The following is a 20808-nucleotide window of genomic DNA, read 5'->3' as shown; positions in this document are numbered from 1 at the left end:
CGCGGCGGGCTGGCGGGGAACGGGACCGGACGCGTCCCGGGCGTCGCCGCGGCGGGCCGGTACGGAGGGTCAGTCGACGCGCGAGCGGTGCGAGCGGGCGGCCTTCTCGCGGTAGAGCGCGGTGTCGGCGCGGGCGAGCAGCGCGGTCAGCCCGTCGCCGGGGCGGGCGGTCGCCGTGCCGGCCGACCAGGCGCCGGTCGAGACCGCCCGCAGGCGCAGCAGCAGCTCGGCGGTGGCCGCGGCGTCGCTGCCGGGCAGCACGAGGGCGAACTCGTCGCCGCCGAGGCGACCGAGCAGGTCCGAGCGGCGCAGCTCCCGCCGCCAGGCCGTGGCCAGCGAGCACAGCAGCGCGTCGCCGGCCGCGTGCCCGGCGGTGTCGTTGACGGCCTTGAAGCCGTCGAGGTCGAGCAGCACGACGGTGACGGGCTCCCCGGCGCGCTCGGCGGTCGCGAGCAGCCGCTCGGCGCCGTCCTCCCAGGCCCGGCGGTTGGCCACGCCGGTGAGCGGGTCGGTGCCCGCGGTGCGCCGCAGCGCGCCGGTCTGGCGCACCTGCGCCTCGGTGAGCACGACGGTGGTGACGACGGCGGTCAGCCACGGGGCGAGGAAGCCCGACGGGACCGCGGCCAGCGCACCGGCCGACACCACGGCGACCGCGCCGAGGACGTGCAGCCGCGCCTGCGGGGCCGGGAGCACGTGGCCGGCGAGGACGCCGAGCGCGACGAGCGCGGGTCCGAGCCCCACGACGCCGACCGCGGTGACCGACTGCCAGGCCAGCAGGGCGGTGAGCACGGCCAGCATCGCCAGGCCGGCGTGCACGGCGGCCATGGGCAGCCGGTCGCGGCCGAGCTCGAACGCGCCGGCGAGCAGGCCGCCGGCGACGGCGAGGACGGCGAGCAGCGCGACGGGGGTGCGCGCGGCCATCGGCCACAGCGCGCCCAGGGCGCACAGCGCGGCGGCGCAGCCGTACAGCAGCGCGAGCAGGCGCAGCCCGCTCCTGCGGTCGCCGGTCACCGGTCTCCCTCCGTCACGGGGGGAGCATCGTCACCTGATCGGGCGCTCCTGAGGAGACCCCACCCGCGCGGGTGGTCAGCCGGTGAGCTCCGTGGGCACGGCGATGACGTCGACCATCGCGCCGCGTCGGTACACCGTCACGGGCAGTGGCTGCCCGACGGCCTCGGCGAAGAGCAGCCGCTGCAGGCTCTGCGCCTCGGCCACCGGCGCGCGCCCGGCCTCGAGCACGAGGTCGCCCGGCCGCAGCCCGGCCCGGTCGGCCGGCGACCCGGCGACGACGTCGACCACGCGCAGCCCCCGCCGCCGGCCGGTGCGCGCGGCCAGCTCCGCGGGCAGCGGCGCCGGGCTGCTGACCAGGCCGAGGTAGGCCCGCCGCACCCGGCCGTCGCGGACGAGGGTGTCGATGATCCGGCGGGTGGTGTCGTTGACCGGCACGGCCAGGCCCAGCCCCCACCCGGCGACGGCGGTGTTGATGCCGACCACCCGGCTCGCGGAGTCGGCGAGCGCGCCGCCGGAGTTGCCGGGGTTGAGGGCGGCGTCGGTCTGGATGACGTCCTCGACCACCCGCGCGGTCCGTCCGTCCCGGGTGGGCAGCGACCGGCCCAGGCCGCTGACGACGCCGGCGGTCACCGACCCGGCCAGGCCCAGCGGGTTGCCGACGGCGACGACGAGCTGCCCGACCCGCAGCCGGGCGGCGTCGCCGAGCACCACGGGCTGGGGTGCCCCGGCGGTGGCCCGGACGACGGCGAGGTCCGACAGCGGGTCGGTGCCCACCACCTCCACCGGCGTCTCGGTGCCGTCGCCGAACACGGCCCGCCCGGCGCGGGCGCGACCGACGACGTGCGCGTTGGTGAGCAGCAGCCCGTCGCCGGGGACGACGACGGCCGAGCCCGCGCCCGAGCGCCCGTCGGGCCCGGTGACCTGCAGCGCGGCGACGTGCGGGGTGAGGTCGGCGGCCACCGCGGTGACCACCTGCGAGTAGGCGTCCAGCGCCGCGTCGGTGTCCGGTCGGGTCACGGCGCACCTCCTGGGGTCGATTACACCGTTACAGCGACCAGTGGACGCCTGCGGAGGGCCGGCGGGCCACCCTCCCGGCTACGCCGAGAGCGATCACCGCGCGGCGGCGGGTGCGCGGACGTAGCGTCGGCCTCCCCGGCGACCCCACGGCACCCAGGAGCGGCGTGTCCCCCGAGCAGTCCCCGCCCGACCGCGCCGTCGGGCGCACCCTCGGCGTCGAGGAGGAGTTCCACCTCGTCGCCCCCGGCACCTTCGACCTGACTCCGGGTCCGGGTGCCGCGGCCGCGGCGCTGGCCGGGGAGGCCGGCCCGCTGGTGCACCCCGAGATCGCCACCACGCAGCTGGAGACGGCGAGCGGCGTGTGCACCACGCTCGCCGAGGTGCGCGCCGACCTCGTGGCCGGGCGCGCGCAGGCCGCCGCGGCCGCCGCCCGTGACGGGCTCGTGCTGCTGCCGGCCTCCACCCACCCCTGGGACTCCTGGCACACCATGCCGGTGACGCCGGGGGAGCGGTACGAGGCGATGGTCGACCGCTGGGCGGGTCTCGCGCGCCAGCAGGACATCTGCGGCTGCCACGTGCACGTCGGCGTCCCCGACCTCGACACCGCCGTCGCCGTCCTCGACCGCGCCCGGCCCTACGTCCCGCTGCTGCTGGCGATGACCGGCAGCTCGCCGTTCCACGACGGCGTCGACACCGGCTACGAGTCGTGGCGGACGCTGTGGTGGACCCGCTTCCCGCACGCCGGTGCCCCCGAGCCGCTCGGCGACGCCGACGGCTACCGCCGCGTGCTCGCCGGCCTGGTCGCCTCCGGCGTGGTCGCCGACGGCTCGCACCTGTACTGGGACGTCCGCCCGTCGGCCCGGCTGCCCACGATCGAGTTCCGGCTGGCCGACGTGTGCACCACCGTCGACGACGCCGTGCTGCACGCGGCGCTGGTCCGCTCCCTGGTGCGGGTGCTCGCCGGCCGCGCCGAACGGGGCGAGCCGGTGCCCGAGGTGCGGCCCGAGCACCTGCGCGCGGCCCGGTGGCGGGCGGCGCGGGAGGGCCTCGGCGGCCGGCTGTTCGACCCGCTGCGCCTCGAGCTGGTCGACGCCCGGGCCGCCGTCGGGGGGCTGCTGGGTGAGCTGGAGGCCGACCTCGCCGACGCCGGGGAGTGGGACGAGGTCACCGCCCTCGTGCAGGACCTGCTCGGCCGGGGTACGTCGGCGGCGAGGCAGCGGAGCACCTGGCTGCGCACGGGCGACCGCCGCGCGGTCGCGGAGTGGGTCGTCCGCGAGGGAGCGGCCGGGAGGGCGTGATGGACGGCCGCCTCGACACCCGGCCCGGTCCCGACCCGGGCGGCCCGCCGCTGCCGGCCGGCGTCACCCGCCTCGACCTCGACGGGGACGCCGAGGCGATGGTCCGGGTGCCCGAGGGCACCGGGCCGCGTCCGCTGCTGGTGTTCTGCCACGGCGCCGGCGGGGACGCCGCGCAGTCGCTGGCCGCGGTCGGCGACGTCGCCGCGGCCCGAGGGGTGGCGGTGCTGGCGACCTCGTCGGGAGCGGCCACCTGGGACCTGATCGCCGGCGGGCTCGGCCGCGACCTCGCCGTCCTCGACGCCGCGCTCGACGCGGTCGGCGGGCGGCTGCCGGTGTCCCGGCTGGCGCTGGGCGGGGTTCTCCGACGGCGCCTCGTACGCGCTGTCGCTGGGCCTGGCCAACGGCGACCTGTTCGAGGCGCTGCTCGCCTTCTCGCCCGGCTTCGCGGCGCCGCCGGGCCGCACGGGGCGGCCGCGGGTGTGGATCGCCCACGGCAACGCCGACCGCGTGCTGCCGGTCGAGCGGTGCGGCCGGCGGGTGTCGCACGCGCTGTCGGCCGCCGGCTACGACGTCACCTACGACGAGTTCGCCGGCGGCCACGTGGTGACACCGGACCTGGTGGTCGCCGCCCTGCGGACGTGGCTCGGCCCGCCCGGCTGAGGCCGGACGGGCCGAGTGGTGAGGTGCTGGAACGGCCCCGCTGCAGGGCCCCGCGCCGAGCTGGCGAGGCGTGGGGGGAAGCGGGACCCTTCGTCAGGCGGTGCGGCGCCCGACCAGGTCGTGCTGCTGCTCGGGGTTGACGTCGTCGGGGGTCTGCGGGTGGTCCTTGGGCCCGCCGGTCTTCGACGTCGCGAACCCCTCGCCGAGCTTCTCCAGCGCGAGGCGTCCGTAGACCTGCTGCTGGGTGGTCACCCGCTGCGAGCGGCCGCGGCCCAGGAAGCTGACCATCCAGTGCAGCACCGTGGTGACCCGGCTCTTGAAGCCGATGATGTAGAAGAGGTGCACCACCAGCCAGATCACCCAGGCGATGAAGCCCTCGAACTTCATGTTCTTGATGTCGGCGACCGCGGAGAACCGCGAGATCGTCGCCATGTTGCCCTTGTCGCGGTACCGGAACGGCGGCTTCGGCTCGCGGCCGGTGATCCGCCGCTTGATCGCGTCGGCGGCGTAGCGCCCGCCCTGGATGGCCACCTGGGCGACGCCGGGCAGCTTGTCGGGGTGGTTGGCCATGTCGCCGACGACGTGGATCTCCGGGTGGCCCGGCAGCGTGAGGTCCGGCTGCACCGAGATGCGGCCGGCGCGGTCGACCTCGGCGCCGGTGGCGTCGCCGAGCAGCCGGCCCAGCGGGGAGGCCTGCACGCCGGCGGCCCACACCTTGGTGGCGGCGCTGATGCGGCGCAGCTGGCCGTCGGAGTCCTTGACGGTCAGGCCGTCGGCGTCGAGGTCGGTGACCAGGGCGCCGAGCTGCACCTCGACGCCGATCTCGTTGAGGTGCCGGCGGGCCTTCTCGCCGAGCTTCGGCCCGAACGGCGGCAGCACCTGCGGCGCGCCGTCGAGCAGGATGATGCGGGCCCGCTGCGGGTCGATGTTGCGGAAGTCGCGGCGCAGCGTGCGGTGCGCGAGCTCGGCGATCTGGCCGGCCATCTCCACACCGGTCGGGCCGGCGCCGACGACGACGAAGGTCATCAGCCGGTCGACCTCGGCCGGGTCGGTGGCGAGCTCGGCGAGCTCGAAGGCGCCGAAGATGCGGCCGCGCAGCTCGAGGGCGTCGTCGACGCTCTTCATGCCGGGGGCGAACTCGGCGAAACGGTCGTTGCCGAAGTAGGACTGCCCGGCGCCGGCGGCGACGATCAGCTCGTCGTAGGGGTGGACCGTGGTGCGGCCGAGGATGGTCGAGGTGACCGTGCGGGCGTCGACGTCGATGTCCACGACCTCGCCGAGGACGACGCGCGCGTTCTCCTGGTGGCGCAGCACCTCGCGGGTGGCCGGGGCGATCTCGCCCTCGGACAGGATCCCGGTGGCCACCTGGTACAGCAGCGGCTGGAACAGGTGGTGGCTGGTCTTGCCGATGACCGTGACGTCGACGTCGGCGTTGCGCAGCGCCTTGGCGGCGAACAGGCCACCGAAGCCGGATCCGACGATCACCACCCGCGGCCGTCCGGTCGAGGGGCTGCCGGGGGCGGTGGGCGCAGGTGATGTCGTCATGATGACTGATCCTCTCCCGTCGGGGGCTCCGCTGTCCTGTGGCGGGCCGGTCGGGGCGGTGATCCCCGTCACGGCCGCGCCGGCCTGCTGGTCTGTTCGCCGGTCGGTCCGCTCGCGGCCACCGGTCCCACCCGGTACAACCGGGCCGGTGCCCGCCGTCATCCCCCGGATCGTGCTGGTCCCGGGGCTGGGGCTGGACCGGCGGTCGTGGTCGCGGTTGCGCCGGCGGTCGCCCGCCGACGTCGTGCTCCTACCCGGGATGGGGCGGTCTGCACCTGTGCCGCCGCTCGACGACCTCGCCGCCGCGCTGCGGGCGCACCTCGGCGAGGGTCCGGTCGTCCTCGTGGGCCACAGCCAGGGCTGCCAGGTGGTCGCCGCGGCCGCCGTCGTCGACCCGCGGGTGGCCGCCGTTGTGCTGCTCGGCCCCTCGACCGACCCGCGGCTGCGGCGGGCGCCGGTGCTGGCGGGCGCGTGGCTGCGCACGGCGCTGCGCGAGCCCTGGTGGCAGGTGCCGCTGATCGTGGCCCAGTGGCTGACCACCGGGCCGCGGGCGATGCGCGCGCTGTGGCGGGAGAGCAGCCCCGACCGCATCGACGGCCGGCTGCGCGCGGTGACCGCGCCGGTGACCGTCGTCCGCGGCACCCGGGACCGGCTGTGCGACGCCGCGTGGGCCGCGCGGGTGGCTGCCGCGGCACCGCGCGGGCGGGTCGTCGAGGTGCCCGGCGCGGCGCACATGACGCCGCAGACCCACCCCGGCGAGGTGGCCGACGTGCTGCGCGACGCCGTGGCGCGCGCGACCCGGCCGGGCGAACCGGCGCCGCCGGAGGCCCGGGACCGGGGGAGGGGCGTGCCACCATGACCGCATGGCCACCTCCTCCGCCTCGGCCGGCGCGCTGCTGCACCACGTGCGCACCGGCCGCGCGCGGAGCCGGGCCGAGCTCGTCGGGCTGACCGGCGCGGCCCGCAACACCGTCAGCGCCCGGGTCGACCAGCTCATCGCCGCCGGCCTGCTCGAGGAGGGCGGGCGCGGCTGGAGCACCGGCGGGCGACCGCCCACGCTGCTGCGCTTCAACAGCGCCGCCGGCTGCGTGCTCGCCGTCGACCTGGGCGTCACCAGCGTCGACGTCGCGGTCACCGACCTGTCCGCGCAGGTGCTGGCCACCGTCGGTCACCCGATCGACATCGCCGACGGGCCCCGGGCGGTGCTCGCCGAGGTCGACCGGCTGGCCCAGGAGGTGCTCGCCGAGGCGGGGCTCACCCCGGCCGACGTGTGCGCCGTGGGCGTCGGCGTCCCCGGGCCGGTCGAGTTCTCGACCGGCCGGCCCTCCCACCCGCCGATCATGCCGGGCTGGCACGACTTCCCGATCCCGAGCGCCTTCGGCCGCTACGAGTGCCCCGTGTTCGTCGACAACGACGTCAACGTGATGGCGCTGGGGGAGATGGGCGTCGCGGGGTCCGACCAGGACGTGCTCGTCGTCAAGGTCGGCACCGGCATCGGCTGCGGGATCGTCGTCGAGGGCTGCGTCTACCGCGGGGCCCAGGGCAGCGCCGGCGACATCGGGCACATCCACGTCCCGTCGGCCGACGGCACCGAGGTGGTGTGCCGCTGCGGTCAGCTCAACTGCCTCGAGGCGATCGCCGGCGGCATGGCCCTGCTGCGCGACGCGCAGGCGGCCGGCCTCCCGGTCACCACGACGCGCGAGGTCGTCGAGCGCGCGGCGCTGGGCGACGGGCAGGCGCTCGAGCTCGTCCGCCGCGCCGGCCGCACGATCGGCACGGTGCTCGCCGCGCTGGTCAACTTCTTCAACCCGCACCGGATCGTCATGACCGGCGGGGTCGCGCGAGCCGGCGTCCCGCTGCTGGCCGGCATCCGCGAGGCCGTCTACGCGCGCTCCATGCCGCTGGCCGCCCGCGCGCTGGAGATCACCGTCAGCGACGCCCCGGACCTCTCCGGCCGGGTGGGCGCCGCGCTGATGGCCATCGAGGGGTACCTCGACGACGACTCGGTGTCCGAGGCCCTCACCCGCGCGCTCGCCCGCTGACCCACCCGCGACACCGGCGTCCCTCCCGTCGCTCGCACGACGGCGGTTTCATCGCGAATCGGTAACCGCCCGATCGGGACCTTGACCGACCTGTGAACCGCCTCATACGTTCTGCCCTCAGCGGACTAATGGTCAACGATGAGCAGAAGTCGGGAGGTGACGTCGTGGTCCTCGGGATGCGACGACCGACCGCCGGCGGTACCCGGGCGGTCGCCCGGTGACGGCGCCGGCACAGGAGGCAGTGCTGCGCGGTGCGCCGCTGCTGGAGATGCAGGGCATCGTCAAGACCTTCCCGGGCGTCCGGGCCCTCGGCGGCGTCGACCTCGACGTGCGGGCCGGTGAGGTGCACTGCCTGCTCGGCCAGAACGGCGCGGGCAAGTCGACGCTGATCAAGGTCCTGGCCGGTGCCCACCAGCCCGACGAGGGCACGATCGCCTGGCAGGGCGAGCACGTGGCGCTCGGCGACCCGCAGGCCGCCTTGCGGCTCGGGATCGCCACGATCTACCAGGAGCTCGACCTCGTCTCCGGGCTCACCGTGGCCGACAACGTCTTCCTCGGCCGCGAGCAGGCCCGGATGGGCTTCGTCCGGCCGGCCGAGATCAACCGGCGGGCGGCGGCGCTGCTCACCCGGCTCGGCCACCCGGAGATCCGGCCGTCGGCGGAGGTGGGCTCCCTCTCGGCGGCCTCGCAGCAGATGGTGAGCATCGCGCGGGCGCTGTCGCAGGACGCGCGCCTGATCATCATGGACGAGCCGTCCGCGGTGCTCGACAACGAGGAGGTCGACCGGCTCTTCGCCGTCATCCGCGACCTCACCGCCGAGGGCGTCGCCATCGTCTACATCTCCCACCGGCTCGAGGAGATCCGCGAGATCGGCGACCGGATCACCGTCATCAAGGACGGCCGCACCGTCGCCACCGGCCTGCCGGCCCGCGAGACCCCGACCCGCGAGGTCATCACGCTGATGACCGGCCGGGATATCGAGTACGTCTTCCCCGAGCGGGCGACCCCCGTCGCGGCGGGCACCACGCCGCTGCTCGAGGTCGAGGACCTCGGCCTGCGCGGTTCGTTCTCCGACGTCTCCTTCGCCGTCCGCCCGGGCGAGATCGTCGGCCTGGCCGGCCTCGTCGGGTGCGGGCGGTCGGAGATCCTCGAGACCGTCTACGGCGCCCGCCGGGCGACGTCGGGCGTCGTGCGGGTCGGCGGCCGGGCACTGCGCCGCGGCGACGTGGGCTCCGCGGTGGCCGCCGGCATCGGCCTGGCGCCCGAGGAGCGCAAGAGCCAGGCGCTGCTGCTCGGTGAGTCGGTCGCCAACAACATCAGCATCTCCAGCCTGGCCCGCTTCGCCCGCGGCGGCTTCCTCGCCCGGTCCGCCGAACGCACCGCGGCGCGCGAGCAGGTCCGGTCGCTGGACGTGCGTCCCGCCGACGAGACCCGCGAGGTGCGCACCCTCTCCGGCGGCAACCAGCAGAAGGTCGTGCTGGCCCGCTGGCTGCTCCGCGACTGCCGGGTGCTGCTGCTCGACGAGCCCACCCGCGGCGTCGACGTCGGCGCCCGCTCGGAGATCTACGCCCTGGTGCGCGACCTCGCCGACCGCGGCGTCGCCGTCGTCGTCGTCTCCAGCGAGATCCCCGAGGTCCTGGGTCTCGCCGACCGGGTGCTCGTGGTCGCCGAGGGCCGGGTCATGGCCGAGGAGCCGGCCGGCGCCCTCGACGAGCACCGCGTGCTCGACCTGGTCATGCAGGGGACCACCACGCACGGCGTCGCGCCGGAACTCCACCACACGACAGGCGTCGGGACGGCGCAGCACGAAGGGACCGGAGCATGAGCAGCGACATCGGCGGCAGCACCGCGCTGGCCGCGGGGACGGGCAAGGCCGACGCCGACGGCGGGGGGAACCGCTCCGGCGGCGGCCTCATGGCCGGGCCGCTGGGGCGCAACCTGGGCCTGGTCGTCGCCCTGGTCATCCTCTGCATCGTCGGCGTCGCCACCGCCGGCGACCGGTTCGCCGACGTGAACAACGTCCTGACCATCCTGCGGCTGGCGTCGGTCATCGGCGTCGTCAGCATCGGCATGACGTTCGTGATCATCGGCGGCGGGATCGACCTGTCGGTCGGCGCGCTGGTGGCGCTGTCCTCCATCTGGGCCACCACGCTGGCCACCCAGCAGATGGCCGAGGACACCCACTGGATCGTCATGGTCTTCACGGCGGTCGTCGTGGGCGCGGTGGCCGGGCTGGTGAACGGCCTCATCATCGCCTACGGCAAGCTCGCCGCCTTCATCGCGACGCTGGCCATGCTCACCGCGGCCCGCGGCCTCGCCGAGATCATCGCCAACCGGCGCACCCAGATCGTCCGCGACCGGGACTTCCTGTCCTTCTTCTCCGGCGACGTGCTCGGCATCCCGACCCTGGTGATCATCTTCGCGCTCGTCGCCGTCGCCGGGTGGGTGCTGCTCAACCGCACCACGTTCGGCCGGCGCACCTTCGCCGTCGGCGGCAACGCCGAGGCCGCCCGCCTGGCCGGCATCCGGGTGCAGCGGCACACGGTCAAGCTCTACGTCCTGTCAGGCATCTGCTGCGGCATCGCGGCCGTGATGCTCATGGCGCGCACCACCACCGGCAGCTCGACGCACGGCACCCTGTACGAGCTCGAGGCGATCGCCGCGGTGGTCATCGGCGGCACCCTGCTCATCGGCGGGCGCGGCACGATCGTCGGCACGGTCCTGGGCGTGCTGATCATCATCACGCTGGGCAACGTCTTCACGCTCAACAACCTGTCGAGCTCGGCGCAGGCCGTGGCCCGCGGCGTGATCATCATCCTCGCCGTCCTGCTGCAGCAGCGGCTGGCCACCGGCGGGTTCAGCTTCCGCCGGCCCTCGTCCGGGGGAACGGCCGGCGGGCCGGTGCTGACCGGCGCCCCGTCGGGGGCCGTCTCCGGCGGCACCACCACCGACGGCGGCCCGGGCGGCACCCGCCCGGCGCCTCCCGGCAAGACCCTCTGACACCCGGCGCGCGACCGCGCGCCGGACCGCACCACCCACCGGGCGCCCGCCCGGTGGCGGACCACCCCGGCTCCCGGACAGGGGGCGACACCTGAGGAGACAGCATGTCTGCAACGAGGCAGCGTCCGTTCCGCCGCCTGCCCTACGCCACGGTCGCCCTGCTCAGCGCAGGCGTCCTCGTGGCCGGCTGCACCAGCAACACCCCGGAGGACTCCGGTAGCGGCGGCGGCGGTGGCGGCAACACGGCCGCCAGCGACAACGACGAGGCCGGCGACACCGTCACCATCGGCTTCTCGGCGCCCGCCGCCGACCACGGCTGGATGGCCGGCATCACCGAGGCCGCCCGCGCCGAGGCCGAGAGCTACGAGGACGTCGAGCTGGTGGTCGCGGAGGGCACCAACGACGTCAGCACGCAGATCAGCCAGGTCGAGACCTTCATCAACGACGGCGTCGACGCCATCGTGCTGCTGCCCTTCGACGGCGCGGCGATGACCCCGGTCGCGCTGCAGGCGATGGAGGCCGGCATCCCGGTCATCAACGTCGACCGCGAGTTCGACAGCCCGTTCGCCGCCCGCACCACCGTCCTCGGTGACAACTACGGCATGGGCGTCTCGGCCGGCACCTACGTCTGCGAGCAGCTCGGCGACAACCCCGACGCCGTCGTCGCGGAGATCGCCGGCATCGACTCCCTGCCGCTGACCCAGGACCGCAGCCAGGGCTTCGCCGACGCGCTGGCCGAGTGCGGCCTCGACGTCGACAACCGCGTCGCCGCCGACTTCACCGTCGAGGGCGGCGAGGAGGCGGCCTCCAACCTGCTCCAGGCCGCCCCGCAGATCGACGCCATCTGGAACCACGACGACGACCAGGGCGTCGGCGTCCTGGCCGCCATCGAGAGCGCCGGCCGCGACGAGTTCTTCATGGTCGGGGGCGCCGGCTCGGCCAACGCCATGCGGGCGATCCAGGAGGGCAACTCCGTCCTCCAGGCGACGGTCATCTACCCGTCGACCCAGGCCGCCGACGGCGTCCGCCTGGCCCGCCTCATCGCGCAGGACAAGGCCCTCTCGGACCTGGTCGAGATCGAGATCCCGCGGCAGATCGTGCTGAACGCGCCGGTCGTCACCGCGGACAACGTCGACCAGTACATCGACACCGCCTTCGAGTCCTGAGCCCCCCGGGGCGGGGCCGCCGGACCGCGGCGGCCCCGCCCCACTCCCCGAGGAGAACCCGATGACCCCGCCCGACCGGCCGACCCTCGGGGTGGGCTTGATCGGCTACGCCTTCATGGGCGCGGCGCACTCGCAGGCCTGGCGCACCGCCCCCCACTTCTTCGACCTGCCGATCCGCCCCGACCTGCGGGTGCTCGCCGGCCGCGACGCCGGCCGCGTGGCCGAGGCCGCCGGCAAGCTCGGCTGGTCGCGGACCGAGACCGACTGGCGCCGCGTCGTCGAGCGCGAGGACGTCGGCCTGGTCGACGTCTGCACCCCCGGCGACACGCACGCCGAGATCGCGATCGCCGCGCTCGAGGCCGGCAAGCACGTCCTGTGCGAAAAGCCGCTGGCCAACACCGTCGCCGAGGCGGAGGCCATGGCCGAGGCCGCGCAGCGCGCCGCCGCCCGCGGCGTCCGCTCGATGGTCGGCTTCACCTACCGCCGCGTGCCGGCGATCGGCCTGGCCCGCCGGCTGGTCGCCGAGGGCCGCCTGGGCCGCATCCGGCACGTCCGCGCCGCGTACCTGCAGGACTGGATCGCCGACCCGTCGGCACCGATGTCCTGGCGGCTGGAGAAGGACAAGGCCGGCTCCGGCGCGCTCGGCGACATCGGCGCGCACGTCGTCGACCTGACGCAGTACATCACCGGCGAGACCGTCACCGGCGTGAGCGCGCTGCTGGAGACGTTCGTCAAGGAGCGGCCGCTGGCCGCCTCCGCCGGCTCGCTGTCCGGCACGGCCGGCGAGGGCATGGGGCAGGTGACCGTCGACGACGCCGCCGTCTTCCTCGCCCGCTTCTCCGGCGGCGCGCTGGCCACCTTCGAGGCCACCCGCTTCGCCCTGGGCCGCAAGAACGGCATCCGGATCGAGATCAACGGGTCCGAGGGCAGCCTGGCGTTCGACTTCGAGGACATGAACGTCCTGGAGTTCTTCGACGGCAGCGAGCCCGCCGAGCGGGCCGGCTTCCGCCGGATCATCGTCACCGAGCCCGAGCACCCCTACGTCGCCGCGTGGTGGCCGGCCGGGCACGGGCTGGGGTACGAGCACGGCTTCACCCACCAGGTCGTCGACCTGCTCACCGCGATCGCCAAGGACGAGGACCCCACGCCGTCGTTCGCCGACGGCCTGCAGATCCAGCGCGTCCTCGACGCCGTGGAGCGCAGTGCCGCCGCGGACGCGACCTGGACCCCCGTCCCCGCCTGACGAAGAGAGGTTCTCCCTCATGCCACGCCCGATCACCCTGTTCACCGGCCAGTGGGCCGACCTGCCGTTCGAGGAGATGTGCCGGCTGGCCTCCGAGTGGGGCTACGACGGCCTGGAGATCGCCTGCTGGGGCGACCACCTCGACGTCGAGCGCGCCGCCAACGACGACTCGTACGTGCAGGAGCGCCTTGCGCTGCTGGAGAAGCACGGCCTGCAGGTCTTCGCCATCTCCAACCACCTCAACGGCCAGGCCGTCTGCGACGACCCGATCGACGAGCGGCACCGCGGCATGGTCAACGCCCGCGTGTGGGGCGACGGCGAGCCCGAGGGCGTCCGGCAGCGGGCGGCCGAGGAGATGAAGCTGACCGCCCGCGCGGCCGCCAAGCTCGGTGTGAAGACCGTCGTCGGGTTCACCGGGTCGAAGATCTGGAAGACCGTGGCGATGTTCCCGCCGGTGCCCGAGTCGATGATCGAGGACGGCTACCGCGACTTCGCCGACCGGTGGAACCCGATCCTCGACGTCTTCGACGAGGTCGGCGTCCGGTTCGCCCACGAGGTGCACCCGTCGGAGATCGCCTACGACTACTGGACGACGGTCCGCACGATGGAGGCCATCGGCCACCGCGAGGCGTTCGGCCTCAACTGGGACCCGTCCCACTTCGTGTGGCAGGACCTCGACCCGGTGTCGTTCATCTGGGACTTCAAGGACCGGATCTACCACGTCGACTGCAAGGACGCGAAGAAGCAGGTCGGCAACGGCCGCAACGGCCGGATGGGCTCGCACCTGCCCTGGGCCGACCCGCGGCGCGGCTGGGACTTCGTCTCCACCGGGCACGGCGACGTCCCGTGGGAGGCCTGCTTCCGGATGCTGAACACGATCGGCTACGACGGCCCGATCTCGGTGGAGTGGGAGGACGCCGGCATGGACCGCCTCGTCGGCGCCCCGGAGGCGCTGGCGTTCGTCCGCCGCCTGGCCTTCGACCCGCCGGCGGCCGCGTTCGACGCCGCCTTCGCCAGCGGCAACTGAGGAACTCCCGGCGTCGGCCGGGGGAGTGCGGCGGAGGGCCGGGCGCGGACGCGCGCCCGGCCCTCCGTGCTGTCCGGGCGGTCGTGCTCAGGCCGCCGGGACGAGGCCGGTGACGGCGCGGCACCACGAGGTGACGACGTCGAGCACCGCACGGTCCACCGGCTGCCGCAGCTCGCGGCGGTAGGCGCGCAGCGAGGCCGGGCCGGGCTGGCGCCGCAGCGTGTGGGTGAGGTCGGGCGGGCGCAGGGTGGTGACCGGGCCCGCGACCGTCGCGGCGATGGTGTCGAGGTCCGCGGCCGGCACCTGGAGGTCCTTCCCGCCGGTCACCGCGAGCACCGGCACGGGGATGCGGGCGAGGTCGCCGCGGGGGTCGTACGCCAGGAACTCGCGGTGCCACCGCGCGTTGAGGCGGACGCCGCCGATCCGGGCGACGTCGCCGGTTGTGGCCCGGATGCGCTCGTGGTTGGCCGCCACCTTCCGCTCGAGGTCGGTCCGCAGCAGCCGCAGGAGCCCGCGCACGGGCGCCGGCAGCGTCGGCGCGATCTGCCGCGCCTGCCAGCGCAGCAGCGCGTCGCCCGGGGTGGCCGACCCGGCGAGCAGGACGACGCCGGCGACACGAGCGCCTGCCGTGCCGGCCGCCATGGTGGCCAGCAGGGCGCCCTCGCTGTGGCCGGCGAGGACGATCCGGCTGCCGTCCACCTCCGGCCGCGCGGCCAGCGTGTCCAGGGCGCGGAGCAGGTCGTCGGCGTTGTCCGTGAACCCGGCCCGCCGCCAGTCGCCCGGTGAGCCGCCGACACCGCGCTTGTCGTACCGCAGCGAGGCGAGGCCCGCGGCGGCGAGGGCGTGCGCCAGGTCGCGGGTGACGCCGAACCGCATGCGCCGGTGGTCGGAGTCGCGGTCGAGCGGGCCGGAGCCCGGCGCGAGCAGCACCGCCGGGGCCGGACCGGCGGTGCCCGGGAGGGTGAGGGTGCCCGCGAGCGGCGGCTTCCCCGGCACGGTCACCGGCAGCTCGCGCCCGGTCACGTCCGCGCGCCCGGGACCGCGGCGACGACCGCTGCGGGGTCGGCCACGCTGACGAGCGCGGCGTCGAAGCGCTGACCGGCCAGTTCGAGCCGCACGGCGGGGCCGCGCCGCACGCTGACGAACGTCCGCGTCCCGCGCCGGCGCCAGGTGCCGATCTTCCGCAGGCCCGGCAGGCCGAGCCCCGGGGCGCGCAGCCCGCGGGCGGCGGCCGGCCCGTCGGGGACGACCTCGGCCGAGCGCACCGCCGTCAGCGGGACCTCGAGGTCGCGCAGCAGGCCGAGCACCCTCTCGGCCGGGGTGAGGGTGATCCGCAGGGTCCGCGCTGTCGTCTCGATCGTCGCCATGGCACCATCGTTCTCGACCGTGAGACCGTTGTCAATCATGAGAGAGGTCGAGCGTGGCGACAGCCGACCTGCTGCTGCACCCCGTCCGCCTGCGCGTGGTGCAGGCGCTGCTGGGGGACCGCACCCTGACCACCGGTGAGCTGCACGCCGAGATGCCCGACGTCCCGGTGGCGACGCTGTACCGGCACGTCGGCGTGCTCGCGGACGCGGGCGTGCTGGAGGTGGTGGGGGAGCGCCGCGTGCGCGGCAGCACCGAGCGCACCTACCGGCTGGTGACCGCCGCCGCCTCCGTCGGCCCGGACGAGGCGGCGGGCATGACCCCCGACCAGCACCGCCGCGCCTTCGGGACGTTCGTCGCCGCGCTGCTCGCCGACTTCGACCGCTGGGCCGACGCCGCCGGCCCGGACGGGCTGGACCCCGCCCGGGACGGCGTCGGCTACCGGATGACCGGCCTGTGGCTGGACGACGAGGAGTTCAGCGGCCTGCTCGACGACGTCCGGGCGGTGCTGCGGGCCCGGCTGGAGAACACGCCCCGCGCGGGCCGGCGGCGCCGGCTGGTCGGGACGGTGTTCCTGCCCGGCGGCTGACTACGCGGCGGCGCGCTCGGCCTTCCGCTCCGCCTTGCGCTCGGCCCGGGCGACCCGCTTGTTCGCCTTGGCCAGCGTCCGGCCGGCGCGCGAGATCTTCCGCGAGCTGCGGTCGACGGTGCCGCGGGTGAGCAGGCCGACGCCGATGCCCAGCAGCCACACGTCCTTGGCGATGGACAGGCCCTGCTCGGTGGGGGCGAGGCTGCCCTCCTTGCGCATGCCGGGCGTGCGCAGGTAGAGCCCGAGCAGCCCGCCGGCGAAGCCGGTGAGGACGGCGCCGGCCAGCGCGGTGGGCACGAACGGCGTCAGCAGGGCGGCGCCGACAGCGATCTCCGCCGTCGACAGGGCCTGCACGAACTGCCGCGGCTCGACGTCCTTGAGGAACGGGTACGTGCCGGAGGCGAAGCCGTGCAGGCCGGCCGCGGTCTGCTCGTCGGCGGCGCGCTTGCCCAGGCCGCTGTTGAGGATGAACGCGCCGGCCGAGATGCGGGGGCCGATCTCGGACAGGGTGATGGGCAGGGCCACGGGGCACCTCCGCGGGGTCGGGGACGGTCGGGACTGCACTGCCCGACCGTCCCCGCCGGAAACCGCCCGGGGCTCAGCGGCCGCCGCGCCGCGAACGGCCGCTGAACGACGCCGCGGAGTGCGAGCCGGCCCGCGCGGCGAGCTCGGCGCGGGTGCGCGCCGGGCCCTGCGGGCTGCGGGACTGACCGCGGCTCCCGGTCGCCTTCGTGGACGACGTCGCCGTCGCGGTGCCGCTGCCGCCACCGGATCCGCCGCGGCGGCGCCGGCCGCCGCCCTGGCCCTGGGGCTGAGGGGCGGGTGCCGGGGCCGGCTCGACGTACGGCGCGGCCGGGCCGGTGAGCCCGGTGATCTGCTCCGCGCCGGGGCGCACCTGGCTGACGATCGGCGTGATGCCGGCCTGGCGGGTCAGCGTGCGGACCTCGCCGTTCTGGTCCGGCGTCGACACCGTGACCACCGTGCCGCCGGCACCGGCGCGGGCCGTGCGGCCGGAGCGGTGCAGGTAGGCCTTGTGCTCGGTCGGCGGGTCGACGTGCACGACCAGCGAGACGTCGTCGACGTGGATGCCGCGGGCGGCGATGTCGGTCGCGCACAGCACGCGGGTGCCGCCGGTGCTGAACGCCTCGAGGTTGCGCTCGCGGGCGTTCTGGCTGAGGTTGCCGTGCAGGTCGACGGCCGGGATGCCGGCCGCGGTCAGCTGCTTGGCGAGCTTCTTGGCCTGGTGCTTGGTGCGGGTGAACAGCACGCTGCGGCCGAGCCCGGAGGCCAGCTGGCGCACGACCTCGGCCTTGTCGGCGGCGCTGACCTGGAACACGTGGTGGGTCATCGTGGCCACCGGCGCGACGGCCGGGTCGACCGAGTGGGTCACCGGCTGCGACAGGTAGCGCTTGACCAGCACGTCGACGCCGTTGTCCAGCGTGGCGGAGAACAGCAGCCGCTGGCCGCCCTGCGGGGTGCGGTCGAGCAGCCGCTTCACGCCGGGCAGGAAGCCCAGGTCGGCCATGTGGTCGGCCTCGTCGAGCACGGTGACCTCGACGGCGGACAGGTCGGCGTGCCCCTGCCCGATGAGGTCCTCGAGCCGGCCGGGGCAGGCCACGAGCACGTCGACGCCTGCGGCCAGGGCCTGCACCTGCGGGTTTTGGCCGACGCCGCCGAAGACGACGGTGGAGCGCAGGCCGAGCGCCGTGGCCAGCGGCTCGACGGTGGCCAGCACCTGGTTGGCGAGCTCGCGGGTCGGCACGAGCACCAGCGCCCGCGGCTTGCGCGCCTGGCGCCGCGTGGTGGAGGCCGACAGGCGGGCCACCAGCGGGAGGGCGAAGGCGATGGTCTTGCCCGAGCCGGTGCGGCCGCGGCCGAGCACGTCGCGGCCGGCCAGCGAGTCGGGCAGCGTCGCGACCTGGATGGGGAACGGCGCGGTGATGCCGCTGGCGGTGAGCACCTCGACCAGCGGCGCGGGCACGCCGAGCTCGGCGAAGGTGGCGTCGGTGGGCAGCACGGTGGCGACGTCGCCGGCCGGGACCACGGGCGCCGCCGCCGGGGTCTGGGTGGGGGCCTGCACCGGGGTGTTCTGGGCGGCGCCGGAGCCGCGGCCGCGGCCGCCGCGACGGCGGCGGGGCCGGGACGTGCCGGCGGCAGGAGAGGACTGCGGGGAGGTCATGGGTTCCTCGGTGGTGCTCGGGTCGCCGTCCTCGGCCACCGCGGGCGCACGCCGGCCCCGGTCGGGGGCGGGTCGCGCCGTCGGCGACGTCGGACAGCCGGGCGCGCCTCGGTGGCGCTGCTCCAGCCCGACGTCGAGTCCTGCAGCTCCGGATGAGCGAGGGCGGCGCCGGTACGTCCCACTCAACCAGACGCGGCCGCCGGACCTGCCCTGGGCGGGGGAGGCGCGCGTCACACCCGCCCCGTCCGGGTGGCCTCCGTCGCGCTAACGGCCCACGCCGGCACCCCGGTAGGTGCGGCGGTAGGCGCCCGGCGGGACGCCGATCGAGGCGCGCAGGTGCGCCCGCAGCGACGCCGTCGTCCCGAAGCCGGCCTCGGCGGCCACCCGGTCGACCGAGGCGTCGGTCGACTCCAGCAGCCGGCGGGCCAGCGCGATCCGCTGCGCGGCCAGCCAGCGCTGCGGCGACTGGCCGGTCTCCTCGCGGAAGCGCCGGGTGAAGGTGCGCACGCTCATCCGCGCGTGCGCGGCGAGCCCGGCGAGGGTCAGCGGCTCGCCGAGGCGCTCGAGCGCCCAGGCGCGGGTGGCCGCGGTGCCGGCGTCGCCGGTCTCGGGCAGCGGCCGTTCGACGAACTGCGACTGCCCGCCCTCCCGCCACGGCGCGACGACGTTCCGCCGCGCCACCCGGTTGGCCACCGCGCTGCCGTGGTCGCGCCGGACGAGGTGCAGCAGCAGGTCGATGCCAGCCGCGTTGCCCGCGCTGGTGAGCACGTCGCCGTCGTCGACGAACAGGACGTCGGGGTCCAGCCGCACCCGGGGGAAGTGCCGGGCGAAGGCCTGCGTGTGCATCCAGTGCGTGGTGGCCGGCCGGCCGTCGAGCAGCCCGGCCGCGGCGAGCACGAACGCGCCGGTGCAGATCGAGAGCAGGCGGGCGTGCGCCGACGCGGCCCGGAGCGCGGCGGCCAGGTCGGCCGGGACCTCCCCGTCGCTCATCGCCGGGCCGCCCTGGACGCCGGGGACGACCACGGTGCGCGCGGACTCCAGCAGCGTGGCGTCGTGCTCCGGCTGGATCGAGTAGCCCGCCGACGTGCGCACCGGACCGCCGTCGAGGGTGGCCACCCGCACGCGGTAGAGCGGGCGCTCGTCGGCGTCGACGGCGCTGCCCAGCAGGCGGTGGGGGAGGCCGAGTTCGAAGGCGATCGTGCCGGGGAGCGCGAGGACGGCCACCTCGTGTCGACTGGGGCCGGCGGTCCTGGCCGGACCCGCGCCTGCTGTCATGGCCGGATCCTTGCACGTGTTGGCCGTCGGGCCACTGGTCGCCGCAGTCAGCGGTCGGTCATGCTCTCCGCTCGTGACGACGACCGTGCCCCGCCGCCGGATCCACCCCGCCTGGTGGGTGGCCGCGGTGACCTTCCTGGCGCTGGTCGGCGCCGCGGCGTTCCGCGCGGTGCCCGGCGTGCTCATCGACCCGCTGCGCGAGGAGTTCGGCTGGTCGGTCTCGACGATCTCGGCCGCCGTCGCGGTCAACATGGCCCTCTACGGGCTGACCGCGCCGTTCGCCGCGGCGCTGATGGAGCGGTTCGGCATCCGGCGGGTCGTCGTCGGCGCGCTGCTGCTCACCGCCGTCGGCAGCGGCCTGACGGTGTTCATGACGGCGAGCTGGCAGCTGGTGCTGCTGTGGGGGTTCGCCGTCGGGCTGGGCACCGGCTCCATGGCGCTGTCGCTGGTGGCCACGGTGACCGGGCGCTGGTTCGTGGCCCGGCGCGGGCTGGTCAGCGGGATCCTCACCGCCGGCGGCGCCACCGGGCAGCTGGTCTTCCTGCCCGTCGTCGCGGCGGTGGCGGAGACCGACGGCGGCTGGCGGGCGGCGTCGCTCGGGACCACGGCGGCCGCGCTCGCCGTCGTCCCGCTGGTGCTGTGGCTGCTGCGCGACCGGCCGCGCGACGTCGGCGCCGTCCCCTACGGAGGCACCGCGGCCGACGACGTCGACCCGGTGCGCACCGGCGCGGCCCGCGCGGCGCTGGCCGGCCTGGCGCTCGCGGCGCGGTCGCGGCCGTTCTGGCTGCTGGCGGCCGGCTTCTTCATCTGCGGCGCGTCGACCATTGGGCTGGTGCAGCCGCACTTCATCCCGGCCGCGCACGACCACGGCATGCCGGTGACGACGGCGGCGTCGCTGCTGGCGGTCGTCGGGATCTTCGACATCGCCGGCACCGTGTTCTCCGGCTGGCTGACCGACCGCGTGGACCCGCGGGTGCTGCTGCTGGCCTACTACGCGCTGCGCGGCTTCTCGCTGTTCCTGCTGCCGCCCCTGTTCGGGCCGGACCTGCACGTCAGCATGATCGCGTTCATCGTCTTCTACGGCCTGGACTGGGTGGCCACCGTGCCGCCGACGCTGGCGCTGTGCCGCGAGCACTTCGGCGCGCGGGCGCCGGTGGTGTTCGGCTGGGTGTTCGCCTCCCACCAGGTCGGGTCGGCGGCGGCCGCGTTCGGCGGCGGCGTGATCCGCGACGTCACCGGCTCCTACGACCTGGCCTGGTTCGGCGCGGGCGCGCTGTGCCTGGTGGCCGCGGCGCTGTCGATCTCGATCCGCCGTCGCCCGGCCCCGGACGCCCCGCCCGCGACGCCCACCGAGCCGACCACTGCCTCCACAGCGACCACCCACGGCTGAG

General features: G+C 75.8%; 19 protein-coding genes. 11 read left to right on the top strand and 8 right to left on the bottom strand.

The genetic code is table 11. From position 1 onward, the window contains the following. Positions 1–69 precede the first annotated feature (69 nt). Both WA616_RS15940 and WA616_RS15935 read right to left on the bottom strand, forming a co-directional pair. The gene (locus tag WA616_RS15940; RefSeq protein WP_336031323.1) at positions 70–1011 is read right to left on the bottom strand and encodes a GGDEF domain-containing protein; all 942 of its coding nucleotides are present in this window, start codon (positions 1009–1011) and stop codon (positions 70–72) included. A 75-nt stretch (positions 1012–1086) separates the two neighbouring features. Continuing rightward, entirely contained in the window at positions 1087–2028 is a 942-nt protein-coding gene (locus WA616_RS15935; protein WP_336031321.1) for a S1C family serine protease, read from the bottom strand. Positions 2029–2192: 164 nt separating this feature from the next. On the opposite strand from WA616_RS15935, the gene WA616_RS15930 reads away from it, so the two are divergent. After that, complete coding sequence (locus WA616_RS15930) at positions 2193–3326, top strand: carboxylate-amine ligase (protein WP_073420540.1); 1134 nt, start codon at positions 2193–2195, stop codon at positions 3324–3326. A gap of 477 nt (positions 3327–3803) precedes the next feature. Continuing rightward, positions 3804–3986, top strand: coding sequence for a hypothetical protein (locus tag WA616_RS15925; RefSeq protein ID WP_336031319.1), 183 nt, complete (start codon positions 3804–3806; stop codon positions 3984–3986). Between the two features lie 93 nt (positions 3987–4079). Here WA616_RS15925 and WA616_RS15920 read toward each other — a convergent pair whose 3' ends face one another. Then, positions 4080–5531 (bottom strand): NAD(P)/FAD-dependent oxidoreductase, encoded by a 1452-nt coding sequence (locus WA616_RS15920; RefSeq protein ID WP_336031317.1) that lies wholly within the window; start codon positions 5529–5531, stop codon positions 4080–4082. 148 nt (positions 5532–5679) lie between these two features. On the opposite strand from WA616_RS15920, the gene WA616_RS15915 reads away from it, so the two are divergent. The 7 genes from WA616_RS15915 to WA616_RS15885 all read left to right on the top strand — a co-directional run bounded on the left by WA616_RS15915 (position 5680) and on the right by WA616_RS15885 (position 14009). Next, the gene (locus WA616_RS15915) at positions 5680–6390 is read left to right on the top strand and encodes an alpha/beta fold hydrolase (protein ID WP_336031316.1); all 711 of its coding nucleotides are present in this window, start codon (positions 5680–5682) and stop codon (positions 6388–6390) included. Positions 6391–6394: 4 nt separating this feature from the next. After that, positions 6395–7573, top strand: a complete 1179-nt coding sequence (locus WA616_RS15910; protein WP_336031315.1) for an ROK family protein — start codon at positions 6395–6397, stop codon at positions 7571–7573. A 217-nt stretch (positions 7574–7790) separates the two neighbouring features. Then, positions 7791–9398: a sugar ABC transporter ATP-binding protein gene (locus WA616_RS15905; RefSeq protein WP_336031314.1), complete on the top strand. Its 1608-nt coding sequence runs from the start codon at positions 7791–7793 to the stop codon at positions 9396–9398. Beyond that, positions 9395–10573 (top strand): ABC transporter permease, encoded by a 1179-nt coding sequence (locus tag WA616_RS15900; RefSeq protein WP_336031312.1) that lies wholly within the window; start codon positions 9395–9397, stop codon positions 10571–10573. The genes WA616_RS15905 and WA616_RS15900 overlap by 4 nt, the downstream gene beginning before the upstream one ends. A gap of 104 nt (positions 10574–10677) precedes the next feature. Then, positions 10678–11739, top strand: a complete 1062-nt coding sequence (locus WA616_RS15895) for a substrate-binding domain-containing protein (protein WP_073420531.1) — start codon at positions 10678–10680, stop codon at positions 11737–11739. A gap of 61 nt (positions 11740–11800) precedes the next feature. Beyond that, positions 11801–12982, top strand: a complete 1182-nt coding sequence (locus WA616_RS15890) for a Gfo/Idh/MocA family protein (RefSeq protein WP_336031310.1) — start codon at positions 11801–11803, stop codon at positions 12980–12982. Between the two features lie 19 nt (positions 12983–13001). Then, positions 13002–14009: a sugar phosphate isomerase/epimerase family protein gene (locus WA616_RS15885; protein WP_336031308.1), complete on the top strand. Its 1008-nt coding sequence runs from the start codon at positions 13002–13004 to the stop codon at positions 14007–14009. 87 nt (positions 14010–14096) lie between these two features. On the opposite strand, the gene WA616_RS15880 is transcribed toward WA616_RS15885, so the two are convergent. Then, positions 14097–15032: an alpha/beta hydrolase family protein gene (locus tag WA616_RS15880; RefSeq protein ID WP_336031306.1), complete on the bottom strand. Its 936-nt coding sequence runs from the start codon at positions 15030–15032 to the stop codon at positions 14097–14099. After that, positions 15029–15376, bottom strand: a complete 348-nt coding sequence (locus WA616_RS15875) for a hypothetical protein (protein WP_336031305.1) — start codon at positions 15374–15376, stop codon at positions 15029–15031. Before WA616_RS15875 ends, WA616_RS15880 begins: the two co-directional genes overlap by 4 nt. Positions 15377–15429: 53 nt before the next feature. Here WA616_RS15875 and WA616_RS15870 point away from each other — a divergent pair, with 53 nt between their 5' ends. Next, positions 15430–15963 (top strand): helix-turn-helix domain-containing protein, encoded by a 534-nt coding sequence (locus WA616_RS15870; RefSeq protein WP_336031304.1) that lies wholly within the window; start codon positions 15430–15432, stop codon positions 15961–15963. Here WA616_RS15870 and WA616_RS15865 read toward each other — a convergent pair whose 3' ends face one another. The 3 genes from WA616_RS15865 to WA616_RS15855 all read right to left on the bottom strand — a co-directional run bounded on the left by WA616_RS15865 (position 15964) and on the right by WA616_RS15855 (position 19417). Beyond that, positions 15964–16488 (bottom strand): hypothetical protein, encoded by a 525-nt coding sequence (locus WA616_RS15865; RefSeq protein WP_073420525.1) that lies wholly within the window; start codon positions 16486–16488, stop codon positions 15964–15966. Positions 16489–16561: 73 nt separating this feature from the next. After that, positions 16562–18142 carry a DEAD/DEAH box helicase gene (locus tag WA616_RS15860; protein WP_336031301.1) on the bottom strand — a complete coding sequence of 527 codons (1581 nt, stop codon included), beginning with the start codon at positions 18140–18142 and terminating at the stop codon, positions 16562–16564. 264 nt (positions 18143–18406) lie between these two features. Continuing rightward, positions 18407–19417, bottom strand: a complete 1011-nt coding sequence (locus tag WA616_RS15855) for a GlxA family transcriptional regulator (protein ID WP_336031299.1) — start codon at positions 19415–19417, stop codon at positions 18407–18409. Between the two features lie 73 nt (positions 19418–19490). On the opposite strand from WA616_RS15855, the gene WA616_RS15850 reads away from it, so the two are divergent. Next, positions 19491–20807 carry an MFS transporter gene (locus WA616_RS15850; protein ID WP_336031297.1) on the top strand — a complete coding sequence of 439 codons (1317 nt, stop codon included), beginning with the start codon at positions 19491–19493 and terminating at the stop codon, positions 20805–20807. The last annotated feature ends 1 nt before the right edge of the window (position 20808 follow it).

Origin of the sequence: Geodermatophilus sp. FMUSA9-8 (genome assembly GCF_037034165.1) — a bacterium.
Lineage (GTDB): Bacteria > Actinomycetota > Actinomycetes > Mycobacteriales > Geodermatophilaceae > Geodermatophilus > Geodermatophilus nigrescens.
This window is presented reverse-complemented; position numbering and strand designations above follow the sequence as displayed.

Excerpts from the sequence above, each read along its gene's own strand:
- WA616_RS15910 (WP_336031315.1), top strand. The coding sequence starts at position 6,395 with ATGGCCACCTCCTCCGCCTCGGCCGGCGCGCTGCTGCACCACGTGCGC.
- WA616_RS15875 (WP_336031305.1), bottom strand. The coding sequence starts at position 15,376 with ATGGCGACGATCGAGACGACAGCGCGGACCCTGCGGATCACCCTCACC.
- WA616_RS15890 (WP_336031310.1), top strand. The coding sequence starts at position 11,801 with ATGACCCCGCCCGACCGGCCGACCCTCGGGGTGGGCTTGATCGGCTAC.
- WA616_RS15920 (WP_336031317.1), bottom strand. The coding sequence starts at position 5,531 with ATGACGACATCACCTGCGCCCACCGCCCCCGGCAGCCCCTCGACCGGA.
- WA616_RS15895 (WP_073420531.1), top strand. The coding sequence starts at position 10,678 with ATGTCTGCAACGAGGCAGCGTCCGTTCCGCCGCCTGCCCTACGCCACG.
- WA616_RS15855 (WP_336031299.1), bottom strand. The coding sequence starts at position 19,417 with ATGACAGCAGGCGCGGGTCCGGCCAGGACCGCCGGCCCCAGTCGACAC.
- WA616_RS15860 (WP_336031301.1), bottom strand. The coding sequence starts at position 18,142 with ATGACCTCCCCGCAGTCCTCTCCTGCCGCCGGCACGTCCCGGCCCCGC.
- WA616_RS15900 (WP_336031312.1), top strand. The coding sequence starts at position 9,395 with ATGAGCAGCGACATCGGCGGCAGCACCGCGCTGGCCGCGGGGACGGGC.
- WA616_RS15885 (WP_336031308.1), top strand. The coding sequence starts at position 13,002 with ATGCCACGCCCGATCACCCTGTTCACCGGCCAGTGGGCCGACCTGCCG.